At 68.4% G+C, this 20518-nt stretch carries 14 protein-coding genes and 1 tRNA gene; 6 read left to right on the top strand and 9 right to left on the bottom strand.

Going from position 1 to position 20518, the window contains the following annotated elements:
- Window positions 1-71: 71 nt before the first annotated feature.
- On the bottom strand, window positions 72-2399 hold the full coding sequence (locus tag Y900_RS10675) for a DNA 3'-5' helicase SftH (RefSeq protein ID WP_036341816.1): 2328 nt from the start codon (window positions 2397-2399) through the stop codon (window positions 72-74).
- Between the two features lie 289 nt (window positions 2400-2688).
- Here Y900_RS10675 and Y900_RS10670 point away from each other — a divergent pair, with 289 nt between their 5' ends.
- The 3 genes from Y900_RS10670 to topA all read left to right on the top strand — a co-directional run bounded on the left by Y900_RS10670 (window position 2689) and on the right by topA (window position 6547).
- Window positions 2689-2892 carry a cold-shock protein gene (locus Y900_RS10670; RefSeq protein WP_005138711.1) on the top strand — a complete coding sequence of 68 codons (204 nt, stop codon included), beginning with the start codon at window positions 2689-2691 and terminating at the stop codon, window positions 2890-2892.
- A gap of 154 nt (window positions 2893-3046) precedes the next feature.
- Window positions 3047-3625 (top strand): hypothetical protein, encoded by a 579-nt coding sequence (locus tag Y900_RS10665; RefSeq protein ID WP_036341815.1) that lies wholly within the window; start codon window positions 3047-3049, stop codon window positions 3623-3625.
- Window positions 3626-3739: 114 nt separating this feature from the next.
- Window positions 3740-6547, top strand: a complete 2808-nt coding sequence (gene topA / locus Y900_RS10660) for a type I DNA topoisomerase (protein ID WP_036341814.1) — start codon at window positions 3740-3742, stop codon at window positions 6545-6547.
- Here topA and Y900_RS10655 read toward each other — a convergent pair.
- Window positions 6544-8145: an adenylate/guanylate cyclase domain-containing protein gene (locus Y900_RS10655; RefSeq protein WP_036341813.1), complete on the bottom strand. Its 1602-nt coding sequence runs from the start codon at window positions 8143-8145 to the stop codon at window positions 6544-6546. The genes topA and Y900_RS10655 overlap by 4 nt on opposite strands.
- Before the next feature lie 93 nt (window positions 8146-8238).
- Between Y900_RS10655 and Y900_RS10650 the strand changes: the two genes are divergently transcribed.
- Together Y900_RS10650 and Y900_RS10645 are read left to right on the top strand one after the other, a co-directional pair.
- On the top strand, window positions 8239-9453 hold the full coding sequence (locus Y900_RS10650; RefSeq protein WP_036341812.1) for a DNA polymerase III subunit delta': 1215 nt from the start codon (window positions 8239-8241) through the stop codon (window positions 9451-9453).
- A 23-nt stretch (window positions 9454-9476) separates the two neighbouring features.
- Window positions 9477-9552: transfer RNA gene (locus Y900_RS10645), tRNA-Thr, on the top strand.
- 78 nt (window positions 9553-9630) lie between these two features.
- Here Y900_RS10645 and Y900_RS10640 read toward each other — a convergent pair.
- Entirely contained in the window at window positions 9631-9999 is a 369-nt protein-coding gene (locus Y900_RS10640) for a carboxymuconolactone decarboxylase family protein (protein ID WP_036341811.1), read from the bottom strand.
- A gap of 27 nt (window positions 10000-10026) precedes the next feature.
- On the bottom strand, window positions 10027-11817 hold the full coding sequence (locus Y900_RS10635; protein ID WP_036341810.1) for a hypothetical protein: 1791 nt from the start codon (window positions 11815-11817) through the stop codon (window positions 10027-10029).
- A gap of 38 nt (window positions 11818-11855) precedes the next feature.
- Here Y900_RS10635 and Y900_RS10630 point away from each other — a divergent pair, with 38 nt between their 5' ends.
- A complete protein-coding gene (locus Y900_RS10630; protein WP_036346407.1) occupies window positions 11856-12788 on the top strand; it encodes an NAD-dependent epimerase/dehydratase family protein in 933 nt (310 codons plus the stop codon).
- On the opposite strand, the gene Y900_RS10625 is transcribed toward Y900_RS10630, so the two are convergent.
- From Y900_RS10625 to Y900_RS10605, 5 genes are read right to left on the bottom strand one after another with little or no spacing between them, the layout of a single operon-like run.
- Window positions 12785-13123 carry a DUF2304 domain-containing protein gene (locus tag Y900_RS10625; protein WP_036341809.1) on the bottom strand — a complete coding sequence of 113 codons (339 nt, stop codon included), beginning with the start codon at window positions 13121-13123 and terminating at the stop codon, window positions 12785-12787. The genes Y900_RS10630 and Y900_RS10625 overlap by 4 nt on opposite strands.
- Window positions 13120-13821, bottom strand: coding sequence for a polyprenyl-phospho-N-acetylgalactosaminyl synthase PpgS (locus Y900_RS10620; protein WP_036346405.1), 702 nt, complete (start codon window positions 13819-13821; stop codon window positions 13120-13122). The genes Y900_RS10625 and Y900_RS10620 overlap by 4 nt, the downstream gene beginning before the upstream one ends.
- Before the next feature lie 25 nt (window positions 13822-13846).
- Window positions 13847-15133, bottom strand: a complete 1287-nt coding sequence (locus Y900_RS10615; RefSeq protein WP_420329754.1) for a lipopolysaccharide biosynthesis protein — start codon at window positions 15131-15133, stop codon at window positions 13847-13849.
- Window positions 15130-16467 (bottom strand): M1 family metallopeptidase, encoded by a 1338-nt coding sequence (locus Y900_RS10610; protein ID WP_036341808.1) that lies wholly within the window; start codon window positions 16465-16467, stop codon window positions 15130-15132. The genes Y900_RS10615 and Y900_RS10610 overlap by 4 nt, the downstream gene beginning before the upstream one ends.
- On the bottom strand, window positions 16464-20399 hold the full coding sequence (locus tag Y900_RS10605) for a Pls/PosA family non-ribosomal peptide synthetase (RefSeq protein ID WP_081845063.1): 3936 nt from the start codon (window positions 20397-20399) through the stop codon (window positions 16464-16466). The genes Y900_RS10610 and Y900_RS10605 overlap by 4 nt, the downstream gene beginning before the upstream one ends.
- Between the last annotated feature and the right edge of the window lie 119 nt (window positions 20400-20518).

Genomic DNA, 20518 nt, shown 5'->3' with positions numbered 1-20518 from the left:
GCAGCGCCATCACGGTGGCGCGTGCTTGCATCGAGCGTGTCGACTGTTCGAGGGGTCGGTCGGCACACCGGTCAGGCACCGCCTGCAGCCACCTGTGCGAGAACGAGCTTGAGGACGGCCACCGCTCCAGGCTTGTCCAGCGGGTCATTCCCGTTGCCGCACTTGGGCGACTGCACACATGACGGGCAGCCCTGCGGGCATTCGCATGCCTCGATCGCGGCCGCGGTTGCCCCCAGCCAGGTGCTGACCAGACGATAGCCGCGCTCGGCGAAACCGGCCCCACCCGGATGCCCGTCGTAGACGAACACCGTGGGCAGGCCATCGGCGCCGACGGCGGTGGACACGCCGCCGATATCGCCGCGGTCGCAACTGGCCACCAGCGGCAGCAACCCGATCGCGGCGTGCTCGGCGGCATGCAAGGAACCCGGTGTCCGCAGCTGTTCGATCCCGCTGTGCGCCAGCGCTTCCGGCGTGATCGTGTACATCACCGCGGTGGTCTGCAGGCTGTGCTCGGGCATGTCCAGTTCGACGAAATCGATCACCTCGCCGGACAACCGGCGCCGAAGGTAGCCGATCACCCGGTGGGTCACCGACACCGGCACCAGACCCAGCGTCACCGGCCCGTAGTGCACACGCTCGCCCGTCCCGGTCACCGCGATGTCGGTGACCTCCCTGGCGAATGTGGTGTAGCCGGGATCCTCGGCGTGCACGAACGCCACGCCGTCGGAGAAGCTCAGCGAGTCGACCAGGTAGCTCTCACCTTGATGCAGGTACACCGCACCGGGGTGAACGGCCGCCGGCGCCTGGCCCGCGTCGGCGCTGCCGAGCATGCGTCCCGTCCCCGCCTCGACGATCGCAATGCTGCCCCCGGCCGAACCGCGGATGTCCACCGCCGAATGGGGATCCAGCCCGGCGGCGGGGAAGTACTTGCCGCCGCGCCGGCGCAGCAACCCGTCGTCGACCAGTTCGGCTGCCACCGGCTCGGCCTCCCAGCGCCGTACCTCCTCATCCTCCAACGGCATCTCCGTCGCCGCGCACAGCAGCTGCGGACCCACGACGTAGGGGTTCGTCGGGTCGATGACCACACGCTCAACCGGCTTGTCCAGCAACGCCTCCGGGTGGTGCACCAGGTAGGTGTCCAACGGGTCGTCACGGGCCACGAGAACCACCAGCGCACCCTGGCCGCGCCGTCCCGACCGGCCGGCCTGCTGCCAGAACGACGCCACCGTCCCCGGAAAGCCCGCCAACAGAACGGCATCCAGCCCGGCGATATCGATACCCAGCTCGAGCGCATTCGTGGTGGCCAGCCCGCGTAATTCGCCGTCGGCGAGGGCGCGCTCCAATTCCCGGCGTTCCTCCGCGAGGTACCCGGCTCGATAGGACGCCACGGTGTCGAGCAGATGCGGGGCGATGTCCTCCAACCGGGCCCGGGCCCCCAGCGCTGTCAGCTCGGCCCCGCGCCGCGACCTGACGAATGTCAACGTCCGCGCTCCCTCGGCAACCAGATCGGCCATCATGCGGGCTGTCTCGGCACCGGCCGAACGGCGCACCGGTGCACCGTTTTCGCCCGTCAGATCGGTCCGCAGTTCGGGCTCCCACAGCGCGACCGTGCGCGCGCCGTGCGGTGACCCGTCCTCGGTCACCGCCGTCACGGCCTGCCCGATCAACTCTGCGGCTGTCTCGCCGGGGGCCGCGGTGGTCGCGCTGGCGAAGATAACCGTCGGCCCCGGTCCCGACGCCGGGGCGTAGCGCTGACACAGGCGCAGCAGCCGTCGCAGCACCATGGCCACGTTGGAACCGAAAATGCCTCGGTAGTAGTGGCATTCGTCGACGACGATGTAGCGCAATCCACGCAGATAGACCGCCCATCGGGCATGGTTGCGCAGCAACGACAGATGGATCATGTCGGGATTGGAGAACAGCCAGCGCGACCGCTCGCGGGCGAATTTCCGTACCTCGAGCGGTGTGTCGCCGTCGTAGGAAGTCGGTGCGACGTCGGCCAGCGCGGCCACCGCGGTGGTCAAAGAATGGGCGGTGCGTATTTGGTCATGGCCGAGTGCTTTGGTGGGGGACAAATAAAGTGCCCTGGCGCGCGGATCACGCGCCAGCGCATCCATGATCGGTAATTGGAACGCCAGCGACTTGCCCGATGCGGTACCCGTGCTGATGACGACGTGGCGGCCGGCGTGCGCGAGTTCGGCGGCTTGCACCTGATGCGACCACGGCGCGTCGATTCCGTGATCATGGAACGCGCGGAGCACATCTGAATCAGCCCAGGCAGGCCAGTCCGCTCCGCTCGCCTGGCGGGCGGGAAGCTCGGCCACGTGAAGTAGCGCAGCCGGCGATGATTCGGCACCTGCGACCGCTGCGTTGAGCAGCTCGCTGCCGAAACTCACCATTTGAAATCAGCCCTTTCTAAAAGCGATCTACATCCCTGTATCGAATTGTTCATCAGTTAGTAGCACTGAGACTGTCGCAACAGCTCGGGACGTGATTGGATAAGGGCGGTCGCAGCTTCTGTGTTCGTGTGTCAACACTCGCAGGATCGACGTTGCGATCGCGGTTCCTGCGAGGGTTGTAGGTCGGGTGAGTTCCGGCGACTCCACGAAGGATGGCGGTCGGAACGGGCCCGGTCTGCCGAAAACTCGGTCGGCCGCTCCCGGTTGGAAGAGAAGGAAAGTACGAAAGATGCCACAGGGAACTGTGAAGTGGTTCAACGCCGAGAAGGGTTTCGGGTTCATTGCACCCGAGGACGGCTCTGCCGACGTGTTCGTCCACTACACGGAAATTCAGGGGTCGGGCTTCCGCACCCTTGAGGAGAACCAACGGGTCGAGTTCGAGGTCGGTCAGAGCCCCAAGGGCCCACAGGCCACAGGCGTTCGCGCCGTCTGATCAACAGCGACATCACGAAACACCCCCGAGTCCCGGTGACGGGCATCGGGGGTGCTTTCGTTGGTGGGAGTCCCGCGCAGGGCCCGCCACGCCCGCCGCCAGTCGTAGTGCTCGGGTGCGTCCCGCTCGTCTCCTACTGCCTTAGTGTCGACTCGTGAGCCAGCTGTCCTTCTTCTCGGCTGAGTCGGTGCCCCCCGCGGTCGCCGACCTCACCGGGCTGCTCGCCACCACCGGACAGGTGGTGGTCGTCGGCGGCGGGGCACGGTTGTCGGTGGTGGTCGAGGACCTGTGGCGGGCCGACGCGCTGGCGGAGATGATCACCGAAACCGGCCTCGCAGCCGAAATCACCCGCACCGACGAGAACAATCCGCTGGTGCGGACGGCCGTGGACGCACGGCTGGCCGGAATCGCCGCCGAATGGACCAGGGGGGCCGTCAAGACGGTGCCGCCGCAATGGCTGCCCGGATCCCGGGAGCTGCGCGCCTGGACGCTGGCAGCCGGCATTCCCGAAGCCGACCGGTATCTGCTCGGACTCGACCCCCACGCGCCCGACACTCATTCGCCGCTGGCGTCGGCGTTGATGCGGGTGGGGATCGCACCCACGCTGATCGGCACTCGAGGTGCCCGGCCGGCACTGAGAATCAGCGGCCGCCGGCGGCTATCGCGCCTGGTAGAGAATGTCGGGGAACCCCCGAATCAGATCGAAGCGTTGTCAGCGTGGCCTCGGATCTGAGAGATTCCCCTGCGAGGGTCGGTTTGCGTTGACCGGTCCAGAGTGCGAAATTGTCAGGTGCCCGCGGGTTTGGGGGTACCTGAGGGGCATAGAAGAAGTGGAGCGTAAGGGCAGTTGGCTGACGACGGAAGCCGCCGAAGCGGCGGTGGCGGGCGGGGCAATGGCGCCGTCCGGCGGCTCGTCATCGTCGAGTCACCCACCAAGGCCCGCAAAATCGCGGGTTACCTGGGCTCCAACTACATCGTGGAGTCGTCCCGGGGGCACATCCGTGACCTGCCGCGCAACGCCGCCGACGTGCCCGCCAAGTACAAAACCGAGCCCTGGGCACGGCTGGGCGTCAACGTCGAAGACAACTTCGAGCCGCTCTACATCATCAGCCCCGAGAAGAAGAGCACGGTCACCGAGCTCAAGGGCCTGCTCAAGGATGTCGACGAGCTCTATCTGGCCACCGACGGTGACCGCGAGGGCGAGGCCATCGCCTGGCACCTGCTGGAGACGCTGAAGCCCCGCGTCCCGGTCAAGCGGATGGTCTTTCACGAGATCACCGAGCCCGCTATCCGCGCGGCCGCCGAAAACCCCCGCGACCTCGACAACGATCTGGTCGACGCGCAGGAAACCCGACGTATCCTCGACCGGCTCTACGGCTACGAAGTCAGCCCGGTGCTCTGGAAGAAGGTCGCCCCGAAGCTGTCCGCGGGCCGGGTGCAGTCCGTAGCGACCCGCATCATCGTTCAGCGCGAACGCGACCGGATGGCCTTCCGCAGCGCCTCCTACTGGGACGTCATCGCCGAGCTCGACGCCAGCGTCTCGGACCCGAACGCCGCGCCGCCGCGGTTCACCGCCCGGCTGGTCAACGTCGGCAGCAAGCGGGTGGCCACCGGCCGCGACTTCGACTCCCTCGGCGCCATCCGCAAGCCCGACGAGGTGGTCGTGCTCGATGAGGCGGCGGCCGGTTCGCTGGCCACCGGTTTGCGGGGCGCCGGCCTGTCGGTGGCCTCGGTGGAGGAGAAGCCCTACACCCGCAAGCCGTACCCGCCGTTCATGACGTCGACGTTGCAGCAGGAGGCGGGCCGCAAACTGCGGTTCTCTGCCGAGCGCACGATGAGCATCGCGCAGCGGCTGTACGAAAACGGCTACATCACATATATGCGTACCGACTCGACGACACTGTCGCAGTCGGCCATCGATGCCGCGCGCAATCAGGCCCGTCAGCTCTACGGCGACGAGTACGTGCATCCCTCGCCGCGGCAGTACACCCGCAAAGTCAAGAACGCGCAGGAGGCGCACGAGGCGATCCGCCCCGCCGGTGACGTCTTCGCCACCCCCGGGGCGCTGCATCGCGAACTCGACACCGACGAGTTCCGGCTCTACGAGCTGATCTGGCAACGCACGGTCGCCTCGCAGATGGCCGATGCCCGCGGCACCACGTTGAGCCTGCGCATCAGCGGAACATCTTCGGACGGACGGGAAGTCACGTTCGCCGCCAGCGGGCGCACCATCACGTTCGCCGGCTTCCTGAAGGCCTACGTCGAGACTGTCGACGAGCAGGCCGGCGGTGAGGCGGACGACGCCGAGAGCCGCTTGCCGCAGCTGCGCCAGGGCCAGCGGGTGGACGCCACCGCGCTGACCGCCGATGGGCACACCACCAACCCGCCGGCCCGATACACCGAGGCGTCGCTGATCAAGGCGCTCGAGGAACTCGGAATCGGCCGTCCCTCAACGTATTCCTCGATCATCAAGACGATCCAGGACCGCGGCTATGTGCACAAGAAGGGCAGCGCTCTGGTGCCGTCCTGGGTGGCGTTCGCGGTGACCGGTCTGCTCGAACAGCACTTCGGCCGCCTGGTCGACTACGACTTCACCGCCGCCATGGAGGACGAACTCGACGAGATCGCCACCGGCCAGGAGCGGCGCACCAACTGGCTGTCGAACTTCTACTTCGGCGGTGAGCACGGCGTGGCGGATTCGATCGCCCGCGCCGGTGGCCTCAAGAAGCTGGTGGGCGTCAACCTCGAAGGCATCGACGCCCGAGAAGTCAACTCCATCAAGCTCTTTGACGATGACGAGGGCCGGCCGATCGTGGTCCGGGTGGGCAAGAACGGCCCGTACCTGGAGCGGATGATCACCGATCCGGACAGTGCCGACGGCGAGCTCAAGCCGCAGCGGGCCAACCTCAACGACGAGATCACCCCCGACGAGCTGACCCTCGAGATGGCCGAAACCCTTTTCGCCACACCGCAAGAGGGCAGAGTGCTCGGCGTGGACCCGGAGTCCGGACACGAAATCGTGGCCAAGGACGGGCGATACGGTCCGTACGTCACCGAGGTGCTGCCCCCGCCGCCGGACGACGACCCCGGCGTGGGCGCCAAGAAGGGCAAAAAGCCGACCGGCCCCAAGCCGCGCACCGGTTCCCTGCTGCGCTCGATGGATCTGCAGACCATCACCCTCGACGACGCCCTGAAGCTGCTCTCATTGCCGCGGGTCGTCGGCGTGGATCCCGCCAACGGCGAGGAGATCACCGCGCAGAACGGCCGCTATGGGCCATACCTCAAGCGTGGCACCGACTCTCGCTCGCTGGCGACCGAGGATCAGATCTTCGAGATCAGCCTCGAAGAGGCGTTGAAGATCTACTCCGAGCCCAAACGTCGTGGCCGCCAAGGTGCTGCCGCACCGCCGCTGCGCGAGCTGGGTGTCGATCAGGCGTCGGGCAAGCCGATGGTGATCAAGGACGGCCGCTTCGGTCCGTACGTCACCGACGGCGAGACCAACGCGAGCCTGCGCAAGGGTGACGACGTCCTGTCGATCACCGACGAGCGGGCTTCCGAGTTGCTCGCTGACCGGCGGGCTCGTGGACCGGTCAAGCGCACGGCGAAGAAGGCGACGCGCAAGGCACCGGCCAAGAAGGCTGCGAAAAAGGCCTAACCGCTTGAGCCGGTGGCCATTTCGCCGCGCGTTCCGCTGGGCAGCAGAAGGTTCACCGGGCGGGCCAGCTGCGTGGGCGCGCGGCGGCCGCGCAGCTCGACGATCTCGCCGACGTTCCAGCACAAAGCCTCGGCGTCCAGGGCGCCGCTGACCGCGATCGCGGACGCGAGAACGTGGCCGTTCTCCAGCTTCGCCAGCTCCGTCAGTCGGGCGGCTTCGTTGACCGGGTCACCGATCACGGTGTACTCGAACCGGGCCTGCGCTCCGATATGCCCGGCGATCGCACGCCCGGCGGAGACGCCGATACCGAACTCGGTCTGGCCCAGCACGCCGACCAATTCGTCGTGCAGTTCGCGGGAGGCGGCCAGCGCCGCCCCGGAGGCGTCGGGGTGTTCGATGGGCGCGCCGAAGATGCACAGCGCCGCATCGCCCTGGAACTTGTTGACGAAGCCGCCGTGCTTCTTGACGGTGTCGACGACCACCCGGAAGAACTCGTTGAGCATGCTCACGACCTCGCTGGGCGGACGCGAGGCGGCCAGCTGGGTCGAGCCGACCAGGTCGACGAACAGCACCGCGACGTCGCGCTCCTGGCCGCCGAGCTCGGTGCCGCGCTCCAGGGCGCGCCTGGCGACGTCCTCACCGACGTAGCGGCCGAACAGGTCGCGCAGCCGCTGCCGTTCGCTCAGATCGCGGACCATGTCGTTGAAGCCGGCCTGCAGCAGGCCCAGCTCGCTGGCGTCATAGATCTGCATGTGCGCGTTGTAGTTGCCGCGCTGGACCTCTCCGAGCGCCCAGCGCAACTGGCGCAGCGGATCGGCGATCGACATGGCGGCCAGCACATTGCCGGCCATCCCGACCACCAGCGCGGCGACGGCCATCAGCAGGATCGGCGTGAACAGAGAGTCGGCCGACGCGGCCAGCAGCGAGAACTTGCTGGCCACGACCGACAGCACGATCGCCAGCAGCGGCACCCCGGTGGACAGCAGCCAGGTCAGCACCAGCCGCTGGACGACGCCAGGCCGGTGGAACCTCTCCGGCACTCCGCCGCGCAGCGCGGCGACGGCCACCGGGCGCAGCACACGCTCGGACTGTAGGTAGCCGATGATCGTGGTGGCCGTGGCGCCCAGCAGCGTCGACACCGCGAGCACCGGTGCGGCATGGCTGGCCACCGGCCAGCTGGCGGCGATGAACACCGCCGCGCCCAGCACCCAGTTGGTCATGCTGATCACCGAGCGGTAGATGGGCATCCGCAGCGCCCGCAGCCGCGCGGTCTCGGTGGCGGACGGGTCGTCCTCGGCCAGCAGGGCGTCGCGGCGTTGCCAGCGGAACACCGGAACGAGCAGCTTGAGGCTGACGAAGGCACCCACCGCGAACGAAACGAACAGGTAACTCAGAAAGATGACCAGGTTCAACGTCGGCAGGTCCTGCAGCATGACCCGGTCCGACGGCGGCAACCCGAACCGCAGGAAGCCCAGTACCAACAGTGCGCCGATGATGTCGGCCTGCAGCATGCCCAGGGTGAACACCGGCCACGGTGTACGCGCAACCCACCGGACGAATCCATTGATCCGCCCCGGGCTGAGTTGCGCGGTGGTCACGAACCCACCGTATCGGTACAGAGCGACCGATCAGCACCTCTAGAAGCCGGTGGGCAGCGATTGTGTCGTTGCTGCGCACTAGTGTTTGAGGCGATGTCCGGAGTTTTCACGCGGTTGGTGGGCCAAAGCGCCGTGGAAGCGGAGTTGGTCGGTGCCGCTCGGGCCGCCCGGGGTGATTCCGCTCACGATGTGGCCGCCACCGGCACCATGACACACGCGTGGCTGATCACCGGTCCGCCCGGCTCGGGGCGTTCGGTGGCCGCTCAGTGCTTCGCGGCGGCCCTTCAGTGCACCGCCGAGGGCACCCCCGGCTGCGGGGAGTGCCGGGCGTGCACGACGACGATGGCCGGCACCCACGGCGATGTTCGGCGGATCATCCCCGAGGGGCTGTCCATCGGGGTCCACGAGATGCGCGCCATCGTCCAGATCGCGTCCCGGCGGCCCAGCACCGGCCGCTGGCAGATCGTCGTGGTGGAGGACGCCGACCGTCTCACCGAAGGTGCGGCCAACGCGCTGCTCAAGGTGGTGGAGGAACCACCGCCGTCGACGGTGTTCCTGCTGTGTGCGCCGTCGGTGGACCCGGAGGACATCGCGATCACGCTGCGGTCACGGTGCCGGCACGTCGCGCTGGTGACGCCGCCGGCCGGGGCGATCGCACAGGTGCTGATCGACCGCGACGGGTTGTCCGCCGAGGAAGCGCAGTGGGCGGCGTCGATCAGCGGGGGGCATGTCGGGCGGGCTCGGCGGCTGGCAACCGATCCAGACGCCCGCGACCGCCGGTCCCGCGCGCTGAGCCTGGCCCGCGACGCTGCGACCCCGTCGCGCGCGTATGCGGCCGCCGAGGAGTTGGTGGCCACTGCCGAGGCCGAGGCCAAGGCCCTCAATGTGGGCCGCGACGAGGCCGAGGCGGACGAACTGCGCACCGCGCTGGGTGCCGGCGGCACCGGGAAGGGGACGGCGGGGACCCTGCGCGGGTCGGCGGGGGCGATCAAAGATCTCGAGCGGCGCCAGAAGTCCCGGCAGACCCGCGCCTCCCGCGACGCGCTCGACCGTGCGCTGATCGACCTGGCCACGTATTTCCGCGATGCCCTGCTGGTGGCCAACGGCGCGGGCTCGGTGGCGCCGAATCACCCCGACATGGCCGAGCGGGTGGCGGCTCTGGCGGCGCACGCGTCCCCGGAGCGGCTGCTGCGCTGCATCGAAGCGGTGCTCGAGTGCCGCGAGGCACTGGCGATCAACGTCAAGCCCAAGTTCGCCGTCGATGCGATGGTGGCCACCGTGGGTCAGGCACTGCGTTCGGACCTGTAGACTCACTGCTCGGTCGAGGCCGCGCCACCTTAGCTCAGTCGGTAGAGCAATTCACTCGTAATGAATAGGTCAGGAGTTCGATTCTCCTAGGTGGCTCCACGCTTGCCCGCACGACTGTGCGGTTTCGTACGGAACGCGCCGGGGTGGGCCGATGAGGCCGCACATTCGGCTGAATCCCTAATCGCGCGACAGCGCTTTGGCGGCGATGGTGCGGGCCGTGGCCGCCGCCGGGAACCCGGCGTAGCCGCTGGCGTGATAGATCACCTCGGCCAATTCCTCCTCGGACAGTCCGTTCTGCCGGGCGATCCGGAAGTGGGCGTCCATCTCCTCGGTGGCCCGCAGTGCGATCAGGATGCCCAGCGTCACCAGGCTTCGGTCGCGGCGGCTGAGACCCTCGCGGGTCCACAGCCGGCCGAACACGCTCTCGACACCGATATCCATCAGTTCGGGGGCGAACCCACCACCGAAGTCGACGTCCCCGTCGGGCAATGTTCCCGGCAGCATCTCCCGGAACACACGTAGGCCATCCTCGCGCAAGTTAGACATACAAACTACTTTGGCACACGGCCGGGATCAGCGCGGCGCCAGATAGCCGACCGGGCCCGACGCCAGGCACAGCGACAGCGCCGCGGTCGACGCCCGCACGGTGATCGCGTCGCCGGCCCCGGGCAGCCGGACGAAGACCCGGTTGAGCCCGGGGTGTACGGGCACCTTGGTCTCGGGTCCCTCGTTCAGCGACATCACCATCGAGCCGTCGCTGTTGGCCAGATAGTTGATCTCGGCCGTCCAGTCGGCAGGCAGCAGCGGCCCGTCCAGCGGCATGCGCACCGGCGCGTCGGGCTGGACGAAATAGCCGCAGCCGGGCTGTGGGCCCGCGACGATCGTGCGGGTCCAGGTGACGATCGCGTCCACCAGCCGGCCGCTGCTGTCGAGCATGCGCAATTGTGTTGTGGAACCGCCGAATTCGGGCCGGTCGTGAATGAGCGCGAACATGTGACTGGCCAGGTTCTCCGGGTACGCGACCCGCTGCAAAACCAATGGGTCGACCTCCTGGTCGAGCAGTGCCGCCGACGAGGATGCTCGCGCCTGCGACAGCGCCCGGACCGCGTTCTGCAGGTAGGGCTGTGCGGGATTGTCGCGCCAGCTCGTCAGGAACGTCGACGTCGAATACACGCTGCTGACCACGAATGCCAGCGCGACCGCCGACACCAGCGCGGTGCGGGCGCGTGAGGCGTCCAGCCGTCGGGTTTCGCGGTTCGGGGCGCAGAACGCCACTGCCGCAAGCAATGTCAGCACAATGACCAGATCGGGGAAGTACCGCAGGGTCTGGGCCAGTTCCAGGGCGGTGAACTTCGAAGAGCGCAGCAGATAGATCGGGATCTGACAGGCCACCGCGTATCCGACCGCAACCAACCAGACAACGCCGATGCGTCGCTTCCGCAGCAGCGAGACCGCCGCGACCGCCACCAGCACCAGCCAGCCCAGGACCATCACCGACACCGGCGGCACCGCCCACGGCGACGCCGGGGCCCACCGCTGCCACTCCCACGGGCCACCGGCCAGGCCCGGCACGATCCCATGAGTGATCGAGCGGGACAACAGATCCCACGTCATAGCCAGATCCGAGCTCCAGCGCCGGTGATCGACGACGGTCAGATAGACGGCCACCCACACTGCAGTCAACGCCAGCGCGGGCGTCCACAACGCGATGCCGCGATGCCACACCGTGCGCAGCGCGGCAGTGCCGCCCCGGACGTGATGCAGCAGGGCGGCGACAGCGAACGCGACGAACGGGATCACGGCCCCCTTCTCGAAGAACAGCAGGCCGCCGAAGAAGACCAGCACCGCGGTGATCGCATACCGTCGATTCCCGGTGCGCACCAGCAGGATTGCGTCGGCGCACACCCACGCCATCGCGGCCAGCATCGGTAGTGAGTTCAGCGCGGCCGCCCACCACGCGAATCCGGGCACACCCAGCGGGGTGAACAAGGCGAAAGTCAACGGAATCAACAACACCGGTCGCCAGCCGAGGATCACGTGCAACGCGCGCAGCAGCGACAGCGACACCAGCAGCTGCAGTACCACCAGGCTGGCCGCCGGCCACGCCCACACCAGCGGGGCCAACCGGGTGATCACCCCGGCCACCAGGAATGCCCCGGGCATGACGTGCCCATCGTGATCGTCGAACAGATACGACGTCGACAACAGGTCCTGAGTGCCGGCCCGGCCCACCAGGATCAGGTCATCCCAGTAGAAGTAGCCGCCGAATGCCAGGATCGCGCGGACCAGCAGTTGAACGACAATCAGGGCGACGGCCGCGGCAGCCACCGGTGGCATGCGCGCCACCCGGGTCGGAACTGCCATCGCGTCGACTGTACTCACCTGTCGGTAGGGTGACCGACATGCAGGTACTGGTCACGGGCGCGGCCGGCTTCATCGGTTCAACGCTGGTCGATCGCCTGCTCGCCGACGGGTACACCGTCATCGGGCTCGACGATCTGAGTCGGGGCCGCAGCGCGAACCTGGCGGCGGCGAGCATCAACGGCAGGTTCGAGTTCGTCGAGGCCGACATCGCGAGCGCGGACCTGATCGGGCTGTTCGAGAAGCACAAGCCCGAGGTCGTCCACCACCTGGCCGCCCAGATCGACGTGCGCCGCTCGGTGGAGGAGCCGGAATTCGACGCGGCGGTCAACGTCGTCGGCACGGTCCGGCTGGCCGAGGCGGCCAGGCGGTCCGGCGTCCGCAAGGTCGTCCACGCCTCCTCAGGCGGATCTATCTACGGCGTGCCGACGAACTTTCCCACCAACGAAACCGCCCCGGTCGACCCGGCGTCGCCCTACGCGGCCAGCAAGGTGGCCGGCGAGCTCTACCTCAACACCTTCCGTCACCTCTACGGCGTGGACTGCTCGTTCATCGCGCCGGCGAATGTCTATGGCCCGCGCCAAGACCCGCACGGCGAGGCCGGCGTCGTCGCGATCTTCGTCAACGCGCTGCTGGCCGGCCTGCCAACGCGGGTCTACGGCGACGGCTCCAACACCCGCGACTACGTCTTCGTCGACGACGTCGTCGACGCCTTCGTCCGGGCCGCAGGGACCGGCGGGTGCGGCCAGCGGTTCAACATCGGTACCGGTGTGGAGACCAGTGACCGGCACCTGCACTCGGTGGTGGCCAAGGTGATCGGAGTGGCCGACGATCCGGAGTTGGCTCCGGCGCGGCTCGGCGACGTGAAGCGGTCGTGCCTGGACGTCCGAAAAGCCGAGATGGTGCTGGGCTGGCAGCCGCGGGTGCGCCTCGACGAAGGCATCGCCCGCACCGTGGACTACTTCCGCGGTTAGTGTTCCGGGGTGCGTGCGCCCTCCAGGGCTACCGCGCGGGCCAGGCGGGCGTACTTCAGTTCGAGTTCCTTGAATCGCAGATACGTGCTCAACGTGGTGAACACGAACGCGATGATCAGCGCATAGGTGATCAGGTCCGCGCCACGGCGAACCCCCAGGAAGTTGGCCAGCACCGTGGTGTCATCCGGGCGAAGGATGGCGTAGATCGCCAGCACCACGAACAGCACGTAGCCGACCTTGACCCACGCCTTGGCCTTGGCGTTGGTGCGGGACCGGAGCAGGTACACCAGCAGTGCGATCACCGCTGCGATCAGCAGGACCTGGATCCAGTTCATCGGCGCATCCTTCCGCGCAGAAACCCGTCGAAGACGATGTTCACCCCGTTGAGCAGCGGCTGACCCTTGGACATCGAGTAGTCCGTGTAGAGAATCTCGACCGGCTCTTCGGTTACTCGCCAATGATTTTCGGCGATCAGGGTGATGAATTCTCCGGCGTGGCTCATCCCGTTCATCGTCAGATTGAGGTTGTCGGCCACGGTCTTGTTGAACACGCGCAGCCCATTGTGCGAGTCGGTCAGATGCAGCCGGTGGCTGCTGGGGCTCAGCACGGCCGCCGCGCGCAGGATCACCCGCTTGAGGGGCGGGGTGTGGCTGACGGTGGTGCCGGCGAAACGGGTGCCGATCACGATGTCGACGTCGCCTTTGGACAGCCGCTCCATCATGGCGAGGACGTCCTTCACGCGGTGCTGGCCGTCGGCGTCGAAGGTGACGAACACCGCTGCGCCGGGCTGGCGGCGGGCGTATTCGACCCCGGTCTGGATGGCCGCACCCTGCCCGAGATTCACGGGGTGGCGGACCACGTGTGCGCCCGCCCGCCAGGCGATGTCGGCGGTGTCGTCCTTGCTTCCGTCGTCGACGCAGACCACGTGGTCGAAGACTTGGCGCAGGTCCGCGATGACGTCGGCGATGACCTGCGCCTCGTTGAACGCCGGCACGATGATCCAGGCGTCGGGGTAGGACGTGTCGATGTCCACAAGGTACACGCCGACAACTGCGGTTTCAGCGCGCGGCGCGGCCCAGCGCGGCAAGGTGGACGACGATGCCGACCAGCGGCCCGCACAGCAGGGCCACGACGGTGCGATCGGTCAGGCCCATGGGAAGGCTCAACAGGGCCGCGGAGACGACGGTGGCCCCGACCCAGCCGATCGAGTAGGCCCGGTGCAGGCCGGCGGCGACGGTCGCGGCCCCGGTCACGGTCAACAGTGCGATCGCCACCGCGCCGGCGGTCAGCCAGGCCAGCAGGAGGCCGCCCGGGCCGTACTCGTCGCCGAACGCGACTCGGATCAGCCACGGCCCGAGCAGTCCGGCGGCCACGACCCCGACGGCACCGATCACCAGCACCACCGCCGCGGGCGCGATCAACGACCTGAGCCGGTGGCCGCGGTGGTCGACGAAGTGTGCGATCAGGTTGCCCTGCATCGCGGTGAGCGGAACCAGCAGGGGCGCGCGGGTCAGCGTCACCGCCAGGATCACCACGCCGCCGGCCGCTCCGAGGTCACCGCCGGAGGTCGCCTTCAGCAGCACCGGGAAGCCCATGACGAGGATGGCGCTGGCGCCGGCGGCGGCGATCGAGTGTCCGGCTCCGCGCAGAAAGGTGGCGGTACTGCCGGGAGTGCGCAGCCCGGCCGCGGTCCGCGCGCCCGGTGACACCGACAGCAGCAGCAGCCATCCGATCGCACCGGCGACGGTCGCCCACAAGAAGCCGTCCAACCCCCAGCCCACCGCGAAGGCCGCCACCGCGACCACCACCCGCATGATGGCGTCAGTGACCATCAACGCCCCGTAACCACCCCAGCGGCCGGTACCGGCGAGCAGGCCTAAAAGTGTTGCGTGAATGCAGAATCCGGCAAGACCGACGCTCAGCAGCGCCACCGATAGCGGCCGCGACACGCTGAACACGTGCGGCGCCCAGAGGAACGAGGTGCCCGCCATGACGAGAGCGGACACCACCCCGACCGCCGTCGCGATCCGCATCGGGTGCGTTCGGGGTCCCTCGGCGATCTCGACATAACCCGCGGAGCGGACTTCCCGGGTGGCCTCCTGCAGCAGTCCGTACGCCGCGCCGCCGACCAAACCGAACGCACCCCAGAACACCCCGAACACCGAGAAGCCGGCCGGATCCAGCGCGCGGGCGGCCAGGTAGAGGACCGCGTATCCGCACACCGCCGAGATCGCCGTGGCCGCACCGACTCTGGCCACACTGCTGCGGGTGATCGCCCCGGTGCCGCTGATCTGGTCAGCACCGGTGGCGCTCAGCGCCTCGAACGAGGCGCCCGCGTCGGTCACAGCCGCGGCACCTCGGTGGAATACAGCCAGGCATCCCACAGTGGACGCAGCGAGACCTCGGCGTAGTTGGCGGCAAGACCGGTGAAGTCGTCGGTCACCACCGTGCTGTGCTGGTGGCGGCTGGTCCAATCACGCAGCAGCGCAAAGAACTTCTCGTCGCCGAGGGTGCCGCGCAGCACGTGCAATGTGAGCGCACCGCGCTTGTATACCCGGTCGTCGAACATGTCCCGCGGCCCGGGATCGGCCAGCAACAGGTTCTGCGGCGAGGACGCCAGCTTGGCGTGATAGTGGCGGGCCCACTGATCGGCGGAGCGTCCGCCGGAGTTCTCCGACCACAGCCATTCGGCGTAGCAGGCGAATCCCTCGTGCAACCAGATGTCGCGCCAGCGCCGCGCGGTCACGCTGTTGCCGAACCACTGATGGGCCAGCTCGTGGGCGATCAGCCGTTCGGCGCCGCGCTTGCCGTCACAGTGGTTGGCACCGAAGATCGAGATACCTTGTGCTTCAAGCGGTATCTCCAGATCGTCATCGGTCACCACAACGGTGTAGCCGTTGCTCAGCGGGTACGGGCCGAACAGCTTGACGAACAGCTTCATCATCTGCGGCTGACGGCCGAAGTCCTGGTCGAACTCGGGACGCAGCCGGTCCGGCAACACCGCCTGCATCGGCACCTGGGATTTGGGCAGCTTGTGGGCGCCGTACATGCCGATCTGCAAGGTGATCAGATAGGTGGACGTCGGCTCCGGCTGTTCGTAGGTCCACACCGTCTGGGCGGCCCGGACCCGCCGCGAGACCAGTTCTCCGTTGGCCACCGCACGGTAGGGGCTGTCGGTGCTGATCTGGATTCGGTAGCTGGCCTTGGCGCTGGGGTGGTCGTCGCACGGGAACCACGACGCCGCGCCGTTCGGCTGGCCGGCCACCAGCGCGCCGTTGGACAACTCCTCGAAACCGACTTCACCCCAATAACTTCGGATCGGCCGGGGGTTGCCGCCGTAGCGCACGTTGATCGACATCGCCGCACCGGCGGGCAACGGAGTGGACAGGGTGATGTGCAGCTTGCCATTGGACGCGGAGAAGTTCGACGGTCTGCGGCCGTTGACCGTCACCTTCGACACCGACAGGGCGGCGGACAGATCCAGGGTGAACGTCTTCAATGACGCCAGCGTCGCCGCGGTGATGGTGGCGGTACCGGTCAGCCGGTTGATCGCGACCTTGTACTCCAGGTCCAGTTCGTAGCGTGACACCCGATAGCCGAAGTTGCCGTTGTTCGGCAGATACGGATCGATGACCGGTGGGCCGCCTTTCTTGGCGGCCTTCTTGGCGGGCTGTTTCACGCGGCGCTGTCCTCGGCTTTGCGTGAGGCGCCGTCGTCGCGGGTCTTCTTCCTCGAAACGAGCCACGGGGCAATCGGATTACCCTGCCAACGGGTCGACGGCGGCACCTCGTCGCCGCGCATCACCAGCGATGCCGGACCGACGGTGGCGCCGGCGCCGAGCTTGGCGGCGGGCAACGCCACGCAGTGCGGTCCGAGCGTGGCGCCCTCGTCGAGCACGACGGTGTCCATGCGCATGATCCGATCATGGAACAGATGGGTCTGCACCACGCAGCCGCGGTTGACGGTGCTGGCGCGCTGCAGTGTCACCAGGTCGGCTTCCGGGAGCCAGTACGTCTCACACCAGACGCCCCGGCCGATCTTGGCCCCAAGCGCCCGCAGCCAGAGGTTCATCACGGGGGTGCCGCTGGCGGCGCGGGCGAACCACGGAGCCGCCACCGTCTCCACGAACGTGTCCGACACCTCGTTACGCCACACGAACGACGACCACAGGGGCTGCTCGTCAGCCGGAATATGTCCCACCACAAGCCATTTGGCAGCCACCGCGATCCCGCCCGCGACTGCGCCCGCAATCAGCAGTACGACGCCACCGGCCAGCGCGGCCCAACCGTAGCCGAATTCGAGCGCCAAGGCCTGCAGCGCTGCCAGAACCGCAACCCCGATCGCGAAGGTGACCATCACCGGGAACAGTCGGCAGGTCTCGACCGCGGCGCGCATCACCTTCAATCGCATCGGCGGGCTGAACGTCAGTGAAGCGTCGCCTTCGTCGGCGCGTCGACGCAACCGGATCGGCGGACTCCCCAGCCACGACGAACCGGCTTTCGCCTTGTGCGGTGCGGCCGAAAGCACTGCCACCAGGCCGTCGTCGGGCACGCGCCGGCCCGGCTGGGTGATACCGGAGTTGCCGAGGAAGGCGCGCTTGCCGACGGTGGCCTTGGCGACATGGATCCAGCCGCCGCCCAATTCGTAGGAGGCCACCATCGTGTCGTCGGCCAGAAATGCGCCGTCCTCGACGACAGTGAACTTCGGGGTCAGCAATGCGGTCGAAATCTCGGTGTTGCGGCCCACTTTCGCCCCGAGCGCCCGCAGCCACCACGGGGTGAGCAGGCTGGCGTAGACGGGGAACAGATAGTTGCGGGCGGCGTCCATCAGCCGTTCGGTGGTCCACAACTGCCAGCCCACCCGGCTGCGCACCGGGTGATAGCCCTCGCGCAGCCCGATCGCGAGAATCCGCACAGCCACGACTGTGAAGGCTGCGTACACCACCAGTGCGACCAGCGCGGCCACCGGAATCCACGGCGCCGCCGCGGCCAGGGCCGAATCCAGCGTCGCACTGCGCCGAGCCGGCCAGACCAGCACACCCAATCCGATCGCCAGCGCCAGCAGTGGCACCGCGCCGAGGAGCATGGACGTCACCCCGTAGACGGCCACCCACAGGGCGGCGCGCGGCGGCCGGTGCTCCGGCCACGGATGGCGGGCCTTGCCGGACTTCACCGCCGGCGAACCCTTCCAGTACTGGCCGTTCTTCACCTTGCCGACCACGCCCGAGCCGGGCGCGACGTCGGCGTTCTTCCCGACGACGGCACCCGGGAACAGCGTGGTGCGTGCCCCGATGCTGGCGTCGTTGCCGACGCTGATCGGGCCGACGTGGAAAAGGTCGCCGTCGATCCAATGCCCGGTCAGGTCGACCTCCGGTTCGATGGAAACCCGGTGGCCGAGCGTGAGCATGCCGGTCACCGGGGGCGCCGAATGCAGATCCACGCCTTTCCCGATCTTGTTACCCAGCGCTCGTGCGTAGTACACCAGCCACGGCGCACCCGCGAGGTTCTCGGCGCCGCTGGCGTCGGCCAGCCGTTCGGCCAGCCACACCCGCAAATGTTCGGATCCGCCCCGCCGATAGGTGCCCGGCTCCAGTCCGGACAGCAGGGTTCGCGCGCCCAGCACAGCGATGCCCATCCGGCCGATCGGGGTGATGAACAGGACAAAGGCCACCGCCACCAGCCACCAGTTGACCGGTGAAAGCCAGGGCAGCGGATGCACCGCGGCGGCGACGTTGTTGATCAGCGCCAGCCACGTCACCCATTGCAGCCCGGTCAGCGTGGCCAGCGGCACCGACAACAGCACCTGGGCCGCCTGCGTCGTCACCGGCGTGGGCGTGACGTGGCGTGGGGTGACCGCGGCCGCCGGCTTCTGCTCGTCGAGGAATTCGGCCAGCGACCCCAGCCGGGGGTGGTCGTAGAGCTGGGCGACGGTCAGCTGCGGGTAGCGCTCGCGCAGCGCGGCCACCAGCTGAGCCGCCGACAGCGAGCCGCCGCCGAGCGCGAAGAAGTCCGCCTCCGGGCCGTCCACGACGGCGCCAAGGACGTCGCGCCACAACCCGGCCAGCCAGCCCATGGTGCCGCCCAGGTCGGGTTCGGAGTCCTGATAGCCCGGCGGCGGCCAGGGCAGCGCGTTGCGATCGACCTTGCCCGAGGTCCGGGTCGGCAGCTCGTCGAGCAGCACCAGGCGCGGCACCAGCGCGGCGGGCAGGGCCTCGGCCAGGTGGGTCCGGGCCGCTGAGAGGTCGAAATCGGGATTGGCGCTGGCGATGTAGCCGACGAGCATCGGAGTGCCGCTGGCGGTGCGCCGCACCGCTGCTGCGGCGCCGCTGACGCCGGGCAGGTTCACCAACGCCGAGTCGACCTCGCCGAGTTCGATGCGGCGTCCGCCGACCTTGACCTGATCGTCGGCGCGACCCTGAAAATACAGTCCGTCGGTTTCCAGCCGGACGAGGTCGCCGCTGCGGTAGGCCCGCGCCCACTCCAGCGACGGCATCGGCGCGTACTTCTCGGCGTCTTTCTCCGGATCCAGGTAGCGGGCCAGGCCGACCCCGCCGATCACCAGCTCGCCCACCTCGCCGAGAGCGACGGGGGCGCCGGTGGCGTCGACCACCGCCAGGTCCCAGCCCGGTAGCGGGCGCCCGATGCTGACCGGGCCGCGGCCGTCGAGGCGGGCGGCGCTGGCCACCACGGTTGCCTCCGTCGGGCCGTAGGTGTTCCACACCTCGCGGCCTTCGACCGCGAGCCGTTCGGCCAACTCGGGCGGGCAGGCTTCACCGCCGAAGATCAGCAGCCGCACCGCTTCCAGCGCCTCGGCCGGCCACAGCGACGCCAGCGTCGGCACCGTGGACACCACCGTGATGTCCCGCGCCACCAGCCACGGCCCGAGGTCCATGCCGCTGCGCACCAGGGCGCGGGGCGCAGGCACCAGACATGCGCCGTACCGCCAGGCCAGCCACATCTCCTCACAGGAGGCGTCGAACGCCACCGACAAACCGGCCAGCACTCGGTCAGCGGGTCCGATCGGATTGCTCTGCAGGAACATTCGCGCCTCGGCGTCGACGAACGCCGCCGCGTTGCGGTGGGTGACTGCGACACCTTTGGGGGTTCCGGTGGATCCGGAGGTGAAGATGATCCACGCGTCGTCGCGACCCAGTGGGGCCGTCGCCCGCCATCCGCGCGACGAACCCGGCCCGCGGGTCAGGCCGGCCTCGGTGATGACGGCGACCACGCCGGCCTCGTTGAACACCAGCTCGGCGCGCTCATCGGGGTCGTCGGCGTCGACCGGGACGTAGGCGGCCCCGGCGGCCAGCGTGGACAGGATCGCGACGTAGAGGGCGTAACTGCCGGACGGCATCCGGATGCCGATCCGGTCGCCGCGGCCGATGCCGCGGGCGGCCAGCCATTCGACGCTCTCCTCGATATCGGCGATCAGCTCGGCGTAAGTCAACTGCACCGTGCCGTCGTCGATGGCGGCGGCCTCGGGGTACCGATTGGCGGTGTCGTAGAGGATGTCGATGAGGGTGCGCGGGGGCGGTGCCTGCTCCGACAACAGGTATTGCGGGGGAATTTCCGGCGTCGCCACGACGAGGATCCTAGGCCGCCTCGTTGACATCGCGGTGCCGGACGCGGCCGGTGACCGAGGCGATCCTTCGTTCGGTTTGCTGCTGGGTGCGCCGACCTGACAGACTGCTGGCAGAGGGGAGTATTCCTTCGTCGCGGTGTCGTCACCAC

It is taken from the genome of Mycolicibacterium aromaticivorans JS19b1 = JCM 16368, from assembly GCF_000559085.1.
GTDB classification, from domain to species: domain Bacteria; phylum Actinomycetota; class Actinomycetes; order Mycobacteriales; family Mycobacteriaceae; genus Mycobacterium; species Mycobacterium aromaticivorans.
This window is presented reverse-complemented; position numbering and strand designations above follow the sequence as displayed.

Bases quoted from the DNA above. Each gene is read 5' to 3' on its own strand.
- Y900_RS10675 (WP_036341816.1), bottom strand. From the start codon at position 2,399: ATGGTGAGTTTCGGCAGCGAGCTGCTCAACGCAGCGGTCGCAGGTGCC.
- Y900_RS10670 (WP_005138711.1), top strand. From the start codon at position 2,689: ATGCCACAGGGAACTGTGAAGTGGTTCAACGCCGAGAAGGGTTTCGGG.
- Y900_RS10650 (WP_036341812.1), top strand. From the start codon at position 8,239: ATGTCCGGAGTTTTCACGCGGTTGGTGGGCCAAAGCGCCGTGGAAGCG.
- Y900_RS10640 (WP_036341811.1), bottom strand. From the start codon at position 9,999: ATGTCTAACTTGCGCGAGGATGGCCTACGTGTGTTCCGGGAGATGCTG.
- Y900_RS10635 (WP_036341810.1), bottom strand. From the start codon at position 11,817: ATGGCAGTTCCGACCCGGGTGGCGCGCATGCCACCGGTGGCTGCCGCG.
- Y900_RS10630 (WP_036346407.1), top strand. From the start codon at position 11,856: ATGCAGGTACTGGTCACGGGCGCGGCCGGCTTCATCGGTTCAACGCTG.
- Y900_RS10625 (WP_036341809.1), bottom strand. From the start codon at position 13,123: ATGAACTGGATCCAGGTCCTGCTGATCGCAGCGGTGATCGCACTGCTG.
- Y900_RS10605 (WP_081845063.1), bottom strand. From the start codon at position 20,399: ATGTCAACGAGGCGGCCTAGGATCCTCGTCGTGGCGACGCCGGAAATT.